This is a genomic window from Sinorhizobium sojae CCBAU 05684 (assembly GCF_002288525.1).
Taxonomy (GTDB): Bacteria; Pseudomonadota; Alphaproteobacteria; order Rhizobiales; family Rhizobiaceae; genus Sinorhizobium; species Sinorhizobium sojae.
Genome location: NZ_CP023068.1, coordinates 1203008 through 1216851, shown reverse-complemented (window position 1 = coordinate 1216851; position 13844 = coordinate 1203008). Strand labels below are relative to the sequence as shown.

At 60.1% G+C, this 13844-nt stretch carries 10 protein-coding genes and 4 pseudogenes; 7 read left to right on the top strand and 7 right to left on the bottom strand.

Annotated elements, in window-relative coordinates:
- Positions 1-88 precede the first annotated feature (88 nt).
- Positions 89-1000, bottom strand: a pseudogene (locus SJ05684_RS23265) (nucleotidyltransferase and HEPN domain-containing protein).
- Between the two features lie 729 nt (positions 1001-1729).
- Here SJ05684_RS23265 and SJ05684_RS23260 point away from each other — a divergent pair.
- The 4 genes from SJ05684_RS23260 to SJ05684_RS23245 are packed head-to-tail and all read left to right on the top strand — an operon-like array spanning position 1730 to position 6152.
- Positions 1730-2317, top strand: coding sequence for an invasion associated locus B family protein (locus SJ05684_RS23260; protein WP_034858489.1), 588 nt, complete (start codon positions 1730-1732; stop codon positions 2315-2317).
- 16 nt (positions 2318-2333) lie between these two features.
- Positions 2334-5315 carry a two-partner secretion domain-containing protein gene (locus SJ05684_RS23255; protein ID WP_050980171.1) on the top strand — a complete coding sequence of 994 codons (2982 nt, stop codon included), beginning with the start codon at positions 2334-2336 and terminating at the stop codon, positions 5313-5315.
- A 1-nt stretch (position 5316) separates the two neighbouring features.
- Entirely contained in the window at positions 5317-5667 is a 351-nt protein-coding gene (locus tag SJ05684_RS23250; protein WP_050980172.1) for a hypothetical protein, read from the top strand.
- 5 nt (positions 5668-5672) lie between these two features.
- Positions 5673-6152, top strand: a complete 480-nt coding sequence (locus SJ05684_RS23245) for a hypothetical protein (protein ID WP_157212009.1) — start codon at positions 5673-5675, stop codon at positions 6150-6152.
- A 1542-nt stretch (positions 6153-7694) separates the two neighbouring features.
- Here the strand turns inward: SJ05684_RS23245 and dinB are convergent.
- The 5 genes from dinB to SJ05684_RS23205 form a co-directional block, all read right to left on the bottom strand.
- Positions 7695-8807 carry a DNA polymerase IV gene (dinB, locus tag SJ05684_RS23230; RefSeq protein ID WP_050980173.1) on the bottom strand — a complete coding sequence of 371 codons (1113 nt, stop codon included), beginning with the start codon at positions 8805-8807 and terminating at the stop codon, positions 7695-7697.
- A gap of 99 nt (positions 8808-8906) precedes the next feature.
- Positions 8907-9569, bottom strand: a complete 663-nt coding sequence (locus SJ05684_RS23225) for an SOS response-associated peptidase (protein WP_034858501.1) — start codon at positions 9567-9569, stop codon at positions 8907-8909.
- Complete coding sequence (locus SJ05684_RS23220; protein ID WP_034858503.1) at positions 9535-9858, bottom strand: hypothetical protein; 324 nt, start codon at positions 9856-9858, stop codon at positions 9535-9537. Before SJ05684_RS23220 ends, SJ05684_RS23225 begins: the two co-directional genes overlap by 35 nt.
- Positions 9836-10024: a hypothetical protein gene (locus SJ05684_RS23215; protein ID WP_083846258.1), complete on the bottom strand. Its 189-nt coding sequence runs from the start codon at positions 10022-10024 to the stop codon at positions 9836-9838. The genes SJ05684_RS23220 and SJ05684_RS23215 overlap by 23 nt, the downstream gene beginning before the upstream one ends.
- A gap of 675 nt (positions 10025-10699) precedes the next feature.
- On the bottom strand, positions 10700-11419 hold the full coding sequence (locus SJ05684_RS23205) for a helicase-related protein (protein ID WP_244938019.1): 720 nt from the start codon (positions 11417-11419) through the stop codon (positions 10700-10702).
- A 530-nt stretch (positions 11420-11949) separates the two neighbouring features.
- Between SJ05684_RS23205 and SJ05684_RS23200 the strand changes: the two genes are divergently transcribed.
- The gene (locus SJ05684_RS23200) at positions 11950-13038 is read left to right on the top strand and encodes a nucleotidyltransferase family protein (protein WP_034858505.1); all 1089 of its coding nucleotides are present in this window, start codon (positions 11950-11952) and stop codon (positions 13036-13038) included.
- A 144-nt stretch (positions 13039-13182) separates the two neighbouring features.
- Positions 13183-13382 (top strand): annotated as a pseudogene (locus tag SJ05684_RS30580) (hypothetical protein); the annotation flags it as partial.
- Positions 13383-13415: 33 nt separating this feature from the next.
- On the opposite strand, the pseudogene SJ05684_RS30575 reads toward SJ05684_RS30580, so the two are convergent.
- Positions 13416-13608: pseudogene (locus SJ05684_RS30575) on the bottom strand (nucleotidyltransferase); the annotation flags it as partial.
- Between the two features lie 79 nt (positions 13609-13687).
- Here SJ05684_RS30575 and SJ05684_RS31065 point away from each other — a divergent pair.
- Positions 13688-13843, top strand: a pseudogene (locus tag SJ05684_RS31065) (transposase); the annotation flags it as partial.
- Between the last annotated feature and the right edge of the window lies 1 nt (position 13844).

The window sequence follows — 13844 nt, the reverse complement described above, 5'->3', positions numbered from 1 at the left end:
AAACCACCGCCATGTACATGTCCGGCCGCTGATCCGCCAGTGCCAGCAGCATCCATGATCCTTGAGAGCCTTCGATTGCAGAAGACCATCATCTTCCGTTGCTGGCGGCACGTTCCAATTCCGCGAGCCGTTCGCCACAAATCACCCCAACGAGGCGGTGCAGTCGTTCCGTCCGTTCGACGAGCCAGGCCAGCGCTTCCTCAGTAATCTCGAATTGCTTGGAGTAGCGTGCCTTCACATAGGCTTCGTTGAGGATGTTGTACCAGGCGGTGTAACGATGCTGCTCGCGGGGCCATGCCTCGACCAGCCTGCGGTCCATGTCGGCGAGCCCGCGCAGGAACTTCAGGTTATGGGAAGGCGGGCTGTAGTTTGTCAGCGTTAGCAGAGCGCAGGAGTAGGCTGCCTCGACCGCTTGGTGCAGCTCAAATGCGGCGCGACGCTGGTTACCTTTTGCTAGATAGAATTTTGAGCCAGCGATCAAATCGCCGATTTCGGATAGGTGGATGCTGACGTGCCCCTCGCCACCCTGAGCGCATCTGTGGGAGAAAGCCGCTTCGGTTCCGCCAGGGGCCGATCATCGAGCTCATAAAGCACGATGCCCTCGCGCAGTATGTCGACGAAGAAATATTGCTCGTCGGCCAGGAAGTTGTTCACCTCCCGGGCGCCATGGACGATGAGGCCGACCGGCGTCGAGACCCCCTTGTCCCACATCAGCCGGTCGGTCGCCTTGTCCCAGTATTCAGGTTCGGCGAGCTTTTTCGAATTGACAATGACGAGGATGTCGAAATCCGAACGGTAGCCCTTCATCGTGTGCGGCTCGTCAACAAAGGTGCCGCGGGCGTAAGAGCCGAACAGGATGATCTTTAAAATCCGCCCGCGCTTCTTGAAGGCGGCCGAGCTTCCCTCGAGGCGCATCGGCGAACTCCTCGTGGATGATCTCGACCACACGGGCAAGCTCGCGCTGCTTCTTTTCCGGCAGATGTTCGAGGCTCGATTTCATGTCCAACCGATACGGCAAAGACGATTCGCCGTCTACTGTCGCAATTAATGGGTCTCTGATTATAAAAAAATGAAATATTGATTATCCATATGCGATCAATACGTTGCTCTGCTTCCTTGAGAGGAGGCGTTGATGCAGGCGGAGCGGCGGCACCGAATATTCCGCTCGCGCTGGTGGACCTCGACGAGTTGGTAAAAGCCTGCCGGAGCAATACGACAAGTTTTGACCTGGAGACACAGCATCTCGTGCCGTTAATGCGAATGTTCGTGCCGGCGTGGTCATAGTGGTCGGGGATGGATCGGCAAGATGGCGCTCCACGTCCGTCGCTTCTAAGCTGATCAGAGCCGAAGAGGGTAAGCGCGCAAGGTCGACGCGATCCGCTAAGCTTGACATGAGGTGGCCTGCTGCCGGTTTCATGGACACCGAGATAAGGTGCTCCTCCGAAACCGGAGAGTGTGAATGCAGAGACGGAAGTTCAGCCGCGAATACAAGCTTGAAGCGGTGAAGTTGGTAAGGGAGCGCGGCGTCAGCGTAGCGCAGGCGATCCGCAAATCACATTGATTCTTAGCGAAAAGATAGACGGATGCGCAACCATGACAACCAGTCCGTGTGCAACCTCGAATTTGTCATTGACATTGCCCTGCCAAAAATTTAGCGGCTCTGACCTACAAGCATTGGCTGCATTTGATGGGCGGCGGATGCACGCATTGTAATAGGTGAGGGGTGGGTATGAGATTTGTAGTCGCTGGTATCGTCTCGTGCTGTGTGGCTTTCGCAACCGCAGCAGCCGCGCAGGAAGCGGCGGCCCCAACGTCGAGCGAACCTCCAGCGGTCACCACCCAGCGCTTCGACGATTGGAACCACCGCTGCGCCCAGGTCGACCTCGGCGAAGGCAAGACCGCGATGCAATGCGAAGTCGTGCAGGTGGCGCATGTGAAACAAGGCGATGAGGACGTCAGCCTCCTGACGCTCGCAATCGCGAGTGCGGCGCCGGAGGACAGCGCGCAGAAGAAAACGGGTGCTGACACCGGGCTTGCGTTGACGGCACTGGTGCCGCTCAACATCTTCCTACCGGCCGGCTTCGGACTGGACGCCGATGGCAAGGCGATCGTCGACATGGTCTACCGCAACTGCAATCAGGCCGGCTGTTGGACGCAGCAACGATTGGACAAGGCTGTGCTGACGGCGCTCCAGAAGGGTCAGGTCGGAGCCGCGAGAATGCGGCTCATGAATGGGCAGAACGTCACCATTCGCTTCTCGCTCAAGGGGCTGACGGCCGCCCTGAACAAGCTCAACGAGCCGACTGCTTCGAACTGATCGGGCACCGTATGAAGTGGCCGATATTCGTCGCCGTTCTGGCGACAACGGTAATAACCGGCCCGGAATAGGATCGACGCCGAATGGCGTTCCGCTCGTCGACATCGTGACGCCGAACGCGCGGGGGCTTTCCCACAACAAATACGACCAGTTCAACGTCGGCAAACCCGGCCTGATCCTCAACAATTTCAACGGCGAGGTCGGGACCTCGCGCCTCGGTGGTGTGACGCCCGGTAACGCCAACCTCAAGAACAGCGGTCCAGCCAGCGTCATCCTCAACGAGGTCACGAGCGGCAACCGCAGTCAATTGCTCGGCCCAACCGAGGTCTTTGGCGGCCGCGCCGACGTGGTCATCGCGAACCCGAACGGGATCACCTGCGATGGTTGTGGATTCATCAACACCCCACGTGCGACGCTCTCGACCGGAACGCCCGACGTCGGCGCAGACGGACGATTGAACGGGCTGACGGTGCGCGGCGGTGACGTCACCATCGGGGCAAAGGGAGCGAATTTCTCTGCGGGCCACGGGGCCGTGGACCTCTTCGATATTGTCTCGCGGTCGGTCAGGATCTATGGTCCGCTCTATGCCAAGGACCTGCGTCTCACGGCTGGTCGCAACAAGTTTGCTTACGACACCGGCGAGGCAACGCCTCTCGAGGCGACGAGCGGTACGCCGGAGTTCGCCATCGACGGTTCCGCGCTCGGGGCCATGCAGGCCGGTCGCATCAAGATCGTCGTCACCGAAAAGGGTGCCGGCGTTCGCATGCGCGGTGACATGGCCGCCAATGTCGGCGAGCTGTCGCTCTCGGCGGACGGCAAAATCTCCATCGGCAATGCGTCGGGCGCCTCCGGCGTCAATATCAATTCGAAAGCCAGAATCGAGGCGAGAAAGGTAACGTCCAAGAAGAAGTTCGTTGCCAAGGCGCAGAAGGGCATTGTCCTGGAGACGGTTGCGGCTGACGGGAATGTCGAAATCGCTGGCGGGGCGGGCCTCCTTAGTGTCTCCGGCGACGTGACCAGCCTCGGAGCCGTCGTGCTCAGCTCGGCAGGGAACCTCAGTCTGGGCAGCTTGGAGGCGGGCGGTCCTGTGTCCGCCAGAAGCAGCGCCGGCAACATCGCAGTGTGGGGCATTGCCAAAGCGGCGGGCGACGTCACCCTCGACGCGGCGTCCGGCTCAATTTCTGCCGGGTCGCTTGTCAGTTTCCGAAACCTGTCTCTTCAGGCGGGCCTTGATATCGGTATCGCCAACGACATCCTCGCACAGGGCAATGTCACAGCGCGCGCACGCTCCATCCGTTCCAACGCGATTGCCAGCGGTGTCGACATCGATGCCAGCGCTGCGCGCTCAGACGGGGAGACCGTGCTCGGAGACGCCGGCGATCTCAAGCTCACCGCATCCGCGGGCATCGAGGCCGCGACCCTGCTCTCCGCGGGCAATTTGAGCGTTTCCGCATCGTCCCTGAAATCGGACACCGTCACCAGCCATCGGTCCATCGGCATTTCCGGGGACGTAGACGTGAGTGGCCAGGTCCTGGGGGCTGGCGATGTCCTCATCGAAGGGCGGAGCATTGCGGCCGACACGGTTGCCTCGGGCGTCCTTCTTCATTCGGCGGGGGGCGACGGCGACATCGTGCTGGGAACGGCCGGCGCACTGACGCTCGACGCGAAGGGGGGAAGCGTCGACGTCCGTAGTCTGTCGAGCGCCGGTCGACTGGTCGTCGAAGCAGAGTCGGTCGAAGCGGCCAGCGTGACCGCGCAAGGGAGCGTCGCTCTCAGCGGCGACCTGACGGTTTCCGGCCAAGTGCTCGGCGGCGGCGACATCGTCGCCTCCGGTCGACGGATCGCCGTCAAGGCTTTGGTTTCGGGCGTGGATTTCGCTCGAACAACCGCCGGGGCGCCGGTCGTGCTCCGCGATCGGGGCGACATCACCATCAATGCCGCGTCGGGCAGTGTCGAAGCGGACATGCTGCTGTCCGCGGGCAGCCTCAAGGCGACTGCTGCGGCGTTGACGGCCGATAGCATCACCAGCCACGAAGACCTCGATATCGCCGGTACTGTGGCCGTCAGCGGAACGGTACTTGGTGCGAGAAATGTGTCCATCGACGGTGGCGCCATCTCTGCCGATTCGATTGCGACCAAGTCTGGCGATCTAGCGCTGATCGCGCGGAACGGAGCGGTCGACGTGGACGCGCTGGAGAGCGCCGGACAGATCACCGTGGACGCGTCACGTCTGGAGGCGCGCACCGTCACGGGACGGGGCGACGTCCGTATCGACGGCAATGTGACAATCGCGGAGCAACTCATCGCGGAACGAAACATTACACTCGCCGGCCGCGACCTATCGATCGAAACGCTCATCGCCGGGCTCGACTTCGATCGCACGGCGGCTTCGGGTGGCAAGGCCGTCCTGGCAGGCGAGGGCGGCATCACAATCGATGCGGCGTCCGGTTCGCTGCGGATGGCGACACTGCTCTCGGCGGCAGATGTGTCGGCGACCGTCGGCAAGCTTGATGCCTCCAACGTCAGTGGCCACGGAAACATAAGCATTGCGGATGACGTCAATGTGGGCGGTCAGATACTAGGTGCCCGCGATGTCGCGATCTCCGGGAATGCGCTGAGGGCGGGCGCCATCGCGTCGGGCGTGGACTTCGCTGCGACCGCTGCCGCTGGGGGCAGCCTGGTGCTTGGCCCGGAAGGCGATCTCCGGCTCTCAGCGCGTGGCGGCACGGTCGCCGCCGACATCCTCACCAGTGCAGGCCATCTCGGCGTCGACGCTTCGCGCCTCGATTCTCAATCGATCGAAGGTCACGGCGATATACGGATCGCCGGGAATACCACCGTCCGAGGCCGCCTGCTTGGCGCCGGAGACATCGATATAGCGGGTCAGAGCCTCTCCATCGAAACTCTGGTTGCCGGCGTCGCCTTCGACGGCGGCGATAATCGGTGCAGTCGGCTCCAAGACTGGGCTAAAGTCCATCGCGAAAAACCGGGCGGTTGAGGTGAGCGACCTCTTCAGCAAGAGCCATGCCCGAAAAGGCATTACTGTTGATGGTGTAACTTACTTACAGGATAAGAACTCCGGTGATGCCAAGATCTTCAGCGGGCTCGCCGATGCTCAAGTGATGAAGTATTTCGAGGAGCTCACTGGGCAAACGCTGCCGAATCCGCGCGCTATTCCGCCAAATGCTCACCATGGCGGCGGTGTCCTTTATGTCGTGAAAACCCCCGCGGGAAACTTCAACCTGCGGAGTATGTCGAGCAGTGGGAGCCAAACTGCCGCCCGATGGACCATTGACGTGCCGAAAGCGATTGCCGGAACTAGCAAGGATGCGGAACTGAAGTTTAGGTGAACAAAATGCTCGATAAGCAGCTTTTAGATAGAATGTACCGAGAATGCCTTAGCCCTGGGGAGAGCCCATTTGGGTTGTGGATCCGGGCGCTGTTCAGCGTCGTGGCTTGGCTTGGCGCGGATCTACCATTTTCGCAGCAAAAGGACGCGTTCTTAGTGCTCCTTGAGCGTTTGTTGAGGGAGGGCAAAGTGGTGCTCACCACGCCGCCTTGCCTGGACGAGACTGAGCCGGGGTACTGGATTACTTCAGATGGCTACAGCGACCGCGAACCGCCGAGAAGTGCAGAGCGCACCGATGAATCGGAACCCAACCGGTTTTGGGTGTGGGATGTCCCGATCGAACGTCAAATCGAATATCTCCGCTCGGCCTTTCCAAAGGATGTGACGGCCGCAGATGATAGCGAACTCAATCTGTTCTGGTACATGGAGGAATGTCCAAGAATTGGCTGGCTTCATCCGGAAACCGGAGTTCTCTACGCCTCGTGATGTTCGAACGGCGGTGGTCGATGGCGATCTCACCATTGTTTCGGTTCCCGACACCGGAAGGAGCGCCAACAGCTCCGTCTCCGGAGGCGTCAGCCTTAGCCACGCGCTCAGTTCGACTCCTTCCGTTTCCGGCGTTCAGATCGGCGGTGGCAAGGGGTACGGCTGGAATGACTATGTAAGCCAGCTTCCCAAAAGGACCACTCCGTATTGAGGTATCAACAATGAAGTGCCTTCAATCCAATAAGAAGATTGTCTACCTCTCACTTGATGCGAGTGAGTTCAACTTCATTCGCGAGTCACTTCGCGAGTTTCGGCGCGTTATCGATCCTCGCGAATTGCCCGCACTGACCGGGCGTACGAAGGGTGACTTGGATAGCCTGATAGACGCCTTCTCTGAAATAGCAGACCGTTTGGAGATCGACTTGTGATGGGGAAATCCGTTACACGCAGCGCCCGGCCGGGCAACGATTGCTGGCCGGGTTCGATGGGCATCGAGACAAGATCCCTGCCGGAACCAGTGTGAAGCCATCTCGGCGGCGACTTCGGTCCAAATCCCCAATAACCGGCCGTCTCGACGGAACGGGATGCAGGTATGGCCGATACTTGACGAAGAGATTCCGACGACTTGCTGCGGAAGCATTTCTGCGTCGACGTGGTCCTCTTGCCCGAATGGGTGATTTGACAGCGGAAAACCGTCTGCGATCCTCTGACCCTGGCAAAGTGGAGATTACGGACGATGACCAGGGTCGCCTTTGGTTTTACTGCTTCGGAACTTCAGACGCTCGATAGATACATCAGGGAGACCGTGAAGCAAAGGCGGGTTGTCATGACGCGATCCGACTTGAGAGGCGTCGCCAGTGCTTCCGTGTTCAGCCCGCTGAAATACTTTCTCCGGACGCTCGCACTGAAAGTGCGGACGCGGGAAGGACTGGTATCGGTGGCAGAGCAGCTAGGCTTTTGCATCAACAGCGGATTGGGCGGAAGAGGATTGCGCGGCACAGGCGTCTGGGAGTTTTATCGATTTGCCGGACGAGGCGAAGTCGGAACGCCGGAAACCTGTAGCTGCTGTCTCTCCTGCTCCGATCACTACTTCCGACTCAAGCGGAACCATCTCCGAACATTTTCCGGGCCTGCCCGGCCGTGGTGAGCATCATAGGCTGGCATGGCGACGAATCCCCGGCGGCCATTGTGGCCAGGAAAGCGAAGGACATCGCGAGGGCCGGACAGACACTCTGGGCATTTCAGTCTCGGAAGGCACGCCCCGGAGCGGTTCCAGGAATTCGGCCGGATCCAGCACGGACTGCGTCGCACGGAATCTCATGTCTCCACGCAGGCCCTGACTGAGATGGTAGTCCTGCAACTGCTTCAACATCGCTTTCGCATCGCAGCGGGTGATCTTCGCCGCCGCCTTGACACCGGCCTCCTCCAGGTCGCTCAGGTAGTCTTGCTCAGACAATTAGGACTGCGCCCTCAGCACCCACAGGATTAACTGAACGCAGTGACATGTGCGGACATGGTCTCGCGGAAAGCCCACCAGCCTTTTCACAGAGACAGCTTGAGCTGCGATACCGGCGGACCGGTCGCGGCATCCAACGACGACAAGGTGACGCCTAGGAGGCGGATGCTGCGCCTGAATGGATACACCGAAGAAAGCAGCGCGCTCGCGATCTCAGCGATTTCGGCGGACCCGGTTACGGGAGTGGGGAGAGTTCTGCTTCGCGTCGCCTGGGTGAAGTCGGAGTACTTGATCTTTACGGTTACGGTCCTGGCGCTGATTGCGTTCGCAGCGCAATAACCCCAAACCTTCTCAACAAGGGGAGCGAGTTCCTTGCAGGCAGGCTCTAAATCGAGGAGGTCTTCAGCAAAAGTGTCCTCGGCACCAACTGACTTGCGCACGCGGTCTGGCTCGACCTCACGCTGATCGATGCCTCGGGCGATCCCATAGAAATAGGCGCCGGATTTTCCAAAGTGCTCCTGTAGGAAAACGAGCGACCTTGCCTTCAGGTCCAGGCCCGTTTCGATGCCGAGCCGTTTCATTCGCTCAGCCGTCGCCGGACCTACGCCGTGGAACTTTTTCACTGGCAGCGCCTCGATGAAGGCGGGGCCGTTCCTGGGTGTGATTACGAAGAGACCATCGGGCTTGCGCTGGTCGCTCGCCATCTTCGCCAGGAACTTGTTGTAGCTCACTCCGGCCGAGGCGGTGAGACCCGTCGTTGCCGTGATCTTTGCCCGGATCTCCTCGGCGATGTCGGTTGCGATCTCCATGCCCTTCAGGTTTTCGGTGACATCGAGATACGCCTCGTCGAGAGACAGAGGCTCGATGAGTGGCGTGTACTCAGCAAAAATCTGCCGGATTTGGTCGGATACGGCCCGGTACACGTCGAAACGCGGCATGACGAAGATGAGGTCAGGGCACTTGCGCTTGGCCGTGACAGAAGGCATCGCCGAATGCACTCCGAACTTCCGCGCCTCGTAGCTTGCCGCGGCGACGACGCCACGTGCGGCAGAGCCGCCGACCGCGACTGGCCTGCCGCGCAATTCCGGATTGTCACGCTGTTCTACAGATGCGTAAAAGGCGTCCATGTCGATATGGATGATCTTGCGCTGTCGCGCCGGGTCAAATGCCCGTGAATTTTCGCTGCTACGGGATGTCATTTTACCGACCATCAGATCAGATTGTCAGAAGACCTTGGTTGCTCGCCGCGAAGCCGGCCGGCAGCAGGAGTGCTGCCGTAAGAATTGTAGTCGATCTCCTCAAAGCAACAAAGACTCCTGTGTGGTCTCGGCTGGCAGCAGTGTCATCCGCTCGGCCGAAAAAGGCCGCTGCAGCGCCTTGGCATCCTTCCATTCCGCGGTCAACCACAGCTCGATCTCAGCCGGGTCCGTGAGGATGACTGGCATCGCTTTAGGGTGGATCGGCTTCACCAGCGCGTTTGCCTCGCAGGTGAGGAAGGCAAACAGTTCGTGCTCGCCATTGCGCGGGTTCCTCATCGAGCCGCGCGTCCCCTTCCATGGCGCCCAGATGCCGGCGAAGAAGGCAAGCGGCTGCTGGTCATCAATCGCAAACCAGCGGGCCGTCTTCTTTGGCCTAGTGTCCTCGTATTCGCAGAAGGCAGTCCACGGCACGAGGCAGCGGTTGTTGACGCCGGTCCAGCCGCGCCAGTGCGGAGAATCGAGGTTGCGGATATTGGTGACGCCGTAGTCCGGCCTCCCATTGGTGACCGTCGGCGGGGAGGGCATTCCCCAGGTGAGATTGACCAGTTCGCGTTCGCCGTCGGCGCTGTTTCGGATGACCGGCCCTAGCTTGTCCGGAAACACCTCGGTCGTCGGATTGGCGCGGTTGGTGATGTCCCGATGCGGCCGTGCCGCGTGCCATAGCTCGTCAAATTGAACTTCGATGCGGTACCGATTGCACATCCACCCACTCCGAGTCGCGGTCGATCCTGCCGAGCCGCCAGCCATTGTTGCCCTTGTTTCCGCAGCACCCACAACGGAGCATCTGCCGCAGTTCGTCAAGAGTTCGCTCGCTGCCGAACCGGCGCGCGATCTCCCATCGGTTCACCCAGTTCTTGTAGTCGCACGCGGCGCAGCGCGCGCCGAGGATCTGTTCTTCCTGGAGATCGGCAAGACGCAAATGGCCTATCCCGTTTATCGGGTCGGTCGCATGCCTGTCAGAAACAAGGTCAATGCTCCAGCTGTGCCTCATGGCGCGACTTCCATTCCGGCCGATGTACGAAACAGAACCATTTCGGCTCGGTCCTGCCGCGCGCAAATCCAAAGCTGCCCCATTCCTTGCAGCCGGAGTGCTCGCAGTAGTGAACATATGGACCAGCCTCGTCGTAATGCGACGTCGCCCCTTGTTCGTCGCTCACCAGACGATTCCTCTGGTTGCTCCTCAATCCCTGGAGGTTCGAGCGTCGGTTGATTGTTCTTGCTTTGTTCTTACACTATCTCATTGCCATGGTCGAGACAATTGGCGAAGCTTTCAGCCTCGGATGGCAGCTCAGGGCGCGATGTGCGCATGGCAATCGCGATGGCATGAAATGTGTACGTGAATGCACTTGGACCTACGACCTGGACATGCTCACGCTGGTGGCAACTCGCGGCCGGGATTTTCCGCTGTTGATGGTGGCCAGCCGCCTTCGCTGCCCGCGGTGCGGCTCAAGGAGGGTAACCGTCATTTTCGTTCCGCCGTCGACCGGCGACAGGAGACGTGGGGCCGCATAGTGCTGTGTGAGCGCAGGAGCGGCATAACGCTTCGTAACTCCGATAAGCCAGTCAAGGACCGGTTCGATATTAAATCACTTGATCGGATATCGGATCATTGGTCTGGTCCGTCTGGACCAAGACGCGGAACGACGGAAACGCAAATGATAATGGTCGCGTTATAGCCGCATGTGCCGCGTCATCGCCAATGGTCACCGATTCGCTTTTGACGACCGATGTCACGTGGTCCGGCAAGGATTCGTATCGGGGATCGAAACCTGCGCACCGGTCGCAGCAGTATCTGAAGCGCTGCTGTTTGCTCTCATTGTTGAAAACCCAGTTCAGGATAGCCCGTCCAAGTCCTTGGCGCACGGCACTTTCGGACCCTCAAAGTACTCGACGAGTGCCTTGCGGAAGCAGTCCTTCGAGCCAAGTAGCGCGGTGAGATCGTCTATCTGAGACAACCGCTGCAGCAGCATCGCCCGCGCAGTGATCTCGTCCAGCCCCGAACCACTCGCGGTCTTTTCGGCCATAGACCGAAGGAGTCCAACATCGCGGCCGGCGCGGCGTCCGGTTTCGATGAGCCTAACGGCGACAGACTGCCTGCCGTCGCGACCAGCTCGGCCGAATTCCTGTAGATAGTCCTCCACCGAAGCGGGCTGCTGCCAATGGATCACCAGACGCACGTCTGGAATATCCAATCCCATGCCGAAGGCGTTCGTGCAGATAATGTGGTTGACAACCGGACGGCTCTCTCCTTGAAACCGTTTGAGCAGTTCCTGTCGCTCCCACTCGGTTCCGAGTTTCGAATGATAGAAGGGAATCTCAAGGCCATTGTTTCGGAGGTCGTTCTGGAGCTCCTGGCCGATGCGCGCCGTCGGTACGAAGATCATCGCCCTGCGGCCCGCAAACGTTGAGAGCCGGAGCAGCTTGGCGATCTCGTGGTGACGCGCCCCCGGCGGCGCGCTCCATCTGATCAGCGCAATGTTGGGACGGTCGACGCCGCGGACGAACACTGTCGCGTCCTCTATGCTGAGGGACGAAAGGACTCGCTTTTGCATAGCGTGTCCCGCAGTGGCGGTGAAGGCGAGGATCGGTGGCGAACCGAGACTGGAACGAACCTCTTTCAGGCGTCCATATTCGGGCCGGAAATCACGGCCCCATTGATCGACGCAGTAGGCTTTGTCGACGACGAGGTATTCGGGCCGGCTGACCTGCCGTCAACTGGCAGTGTAGGCGGGAATCGAGCTCCGCCGGAAGCGTCGGCGACTCTTACGACGACGCTCTCGCCGAAACGATCACCTCCGGCAAACTCGGCGCGGTTCATAAGCGCTAAGCGCGAGTACCCTGAAAAACTCAGGGAGATACGCCATCACCATGTCTGGGGGAAATGCACCATATTATCGAAAAGCTGCAATGCATCCACCGGCACCACTTGTCCCGGCGGCGAGCATCCTCCGATAGTCCGCACGACCCGGCTCTCTTGCGCCCTACTGCCTCGCCGGTTATACCTTTTCACAAAAAGGGTATAACTCTTGAGCGTGCGCAGAATCGCGCAGCGCGAGACCTCCGAAACCATGGAGTGGTGCCAATGAAGCAGATCGACCTCATGTATCAGACCATGCTCGCCGAGCTAGGCCAGCGCTCGCTCGACGCCGCATGGACGGCCGACTTCCCTCCGGAGGGTCGGTTCACTCCTGTGACCGTGAAGGATCGCCGCTACTGGTATTTTGACATCCCCGACGGCAAGGGAGGAAAGATGCGCCGATATGTCGGTCCTGCGGATGATCAAGAGATCGCGCAGCGAGTCGAAACGCATAAGCGGGAAAAGGACGATCTCCGCGCACGCCGGCGCATGGTCTCCACCCTCACTCGCGAGGGCGGGATGGTCGCGCCGGATGCCATGTCCGGGGACATCGTGGAGGCGCTGGCGGCGGGAGGCCTGTTTCGGCTGCGAGGCGTTCTCGTCGGAACGGTTGCCTTCCAGACCTATGCCGGTATCCTCGGCGTGCGCCTGCCATCGGCAGCGCTCATGACCGGCGATGCGGACTTCGCTCAGGACTACTCCATCAGCCACGAAGTCGAAGACACCCTGCCGCCAATCCTTGAGTTGTTGCAGAGCGTCGATCCGACCTTCCGGCCGGTTCCTCATCGATCGGGCGCGGCGGCTTCGTCTGCCTTCGTCAACGGCTCCGGCTACCGGGTCGAGTTCCTGACATCGAACCGCGGATCGGACGACTACCTCGACCAGCCCGCGAAGATGCCGGCGCTGGGCGGTGCGAGCGCTGACCCGCTGCGCTTCCTCGACTTCCTGATCCGGGATCCTGTGAGGACAATGCTGCTCCATAAGTCTGGTGTCCCTGTGACCGTCCCAGCCCCTGAGCGGTATGCTGTCCATAAGCTCATCGTCGCCAGCCGTCGCCATACGGACGGGCAGGGGGCCGTGAAGCGGGACAAGGATATCCGGCAGGCCGAACTTTTGTTCGAAGCCCTGCAACAGACGAGAAGGGCGTCGGACCTGGCCCTCGTGTACAACGAGGCGTGGGAGCGTGGCCCGCACTGGCAAGAGGGAATCTGGGCAGGGGCTGGTATGTTGTCGGAAGAGGGCAGGGACCGTCTAAGGGACAGTCTCAGGCACGGGTCCATCCAGATCGGTGAAGATATCACCATGCCGTTTTAGGGAACGGGAGTAAGGGCAAGATGGCCTTGCCGTTCTGAGCGATGCCACGCTCCGTCGTAGCGGCAGTCGCATGGCCAGTCCCCAGGACACGCCACGGAACCTTTCTGCGCCGAACGCTATTTGTTGTAATATAAGCCGACCGGTCTCGGCGACGTCACGACCACGGGCTTTCTCGGCCCTTTCGTCGGCCCCGTCCTTACGTCCTAATAGCACTGCTCGTTGCCATCTGGCACGAGTGGATGCGAGAGGTGACGAGTCAATCGAAGACGACCGTGGTGCACTCCAAAAGCACATCCACGGTCGCGGTCGCCTTCGGCAGTACCGCAGGGGCGTCGAGTAAATGAAGACATCGTACGGGAATTCGAAATAGGAAGGCTTTATCCAGGCCCATCAGCTTCGCGCTCAAGTTCGGTCAGCCGCTCCTTGCAGATCGCCTCAACAAGGCGGTGCAGCTGTTCCGTCCGCTCTAAGCCAACCCAGCGCCTTCTCAGTGATCTCGAAGTGCATTGAGTAGCGCGCCTTTACGTAGGCCTCGTTCAGAATGTTGTACCAAGCTGTAAAGCGGTGCTGTTGCGATTGATGCCAATAGTTGCAGCGTTGAGACGCATACTCCCCTAGCAATTGATGCGATCATGATCGACCATCAAGATGGTCGTTGGAAGATCGCGCGCAGATAGTGGCGGAGACTTTCGCACCAGGCGCCGTGGTTTCCGAAGTTGCACGCCGTTTCGAGGTTTCGACCGACCGGATCTATACCCTTTCGAAACATGGAGATCGCCTCGATGACTGTCGAGTGGTAATATAAG

Bases quoted from the DNA above. Each gene is read 5' to 3' on its own strand.
- SJ05684_RS23260 (WP_034858489.1), top strand. From the start codon at position 1,730: ATGAGATTTGTAGTCGCTGGTATCGTCTCGTGCTGTGTGGCTTTCGCA.
- SJ05684_RS23245 (WP_157212009.1), top strand. From the start codon at position 5,673: ATGCTCGATAAGCAGCTTTTAGATAGAATGTACCGAGAATGCCTTAGC.
- dinB (WP_050980173.1), bottom strand. From the start codon at position 8,807: ATGACATCCCGTAGCAGCGAAAATTCACGGGCATTTGACCCGGCGCGA.
- SJ05684_RS23225 (WP_034858501.1), bottom strand. From the start codon at position 9,569: ATGTGCAATCGGTACCGCATCGAAGTTCAATTTGACGAGCTATGGCAC.
- SJ05684_RS23220 (WP_034858503.1), bottom strand. From the start codon at position 9,858: ATGAGGCACAGCTGGAGCATTGACCTTGTTTCTGACAGGCATGCGACC.
- SJ05684_RS23205 (WP_244938019.1), bottom strand. From the start codon at position 11,419: ATGCAAAAGCGAGTCCTTTCGTCCCTCAGCATAGAGGACGCGACAGTG.
- SJ05684_RS23200 (WP_034858505.1), top strand. From the start codon at position 11,950: ATGAAGCAGATCGACCTCATGTATCAGACCATGCTCGCCGAGCTAGGC.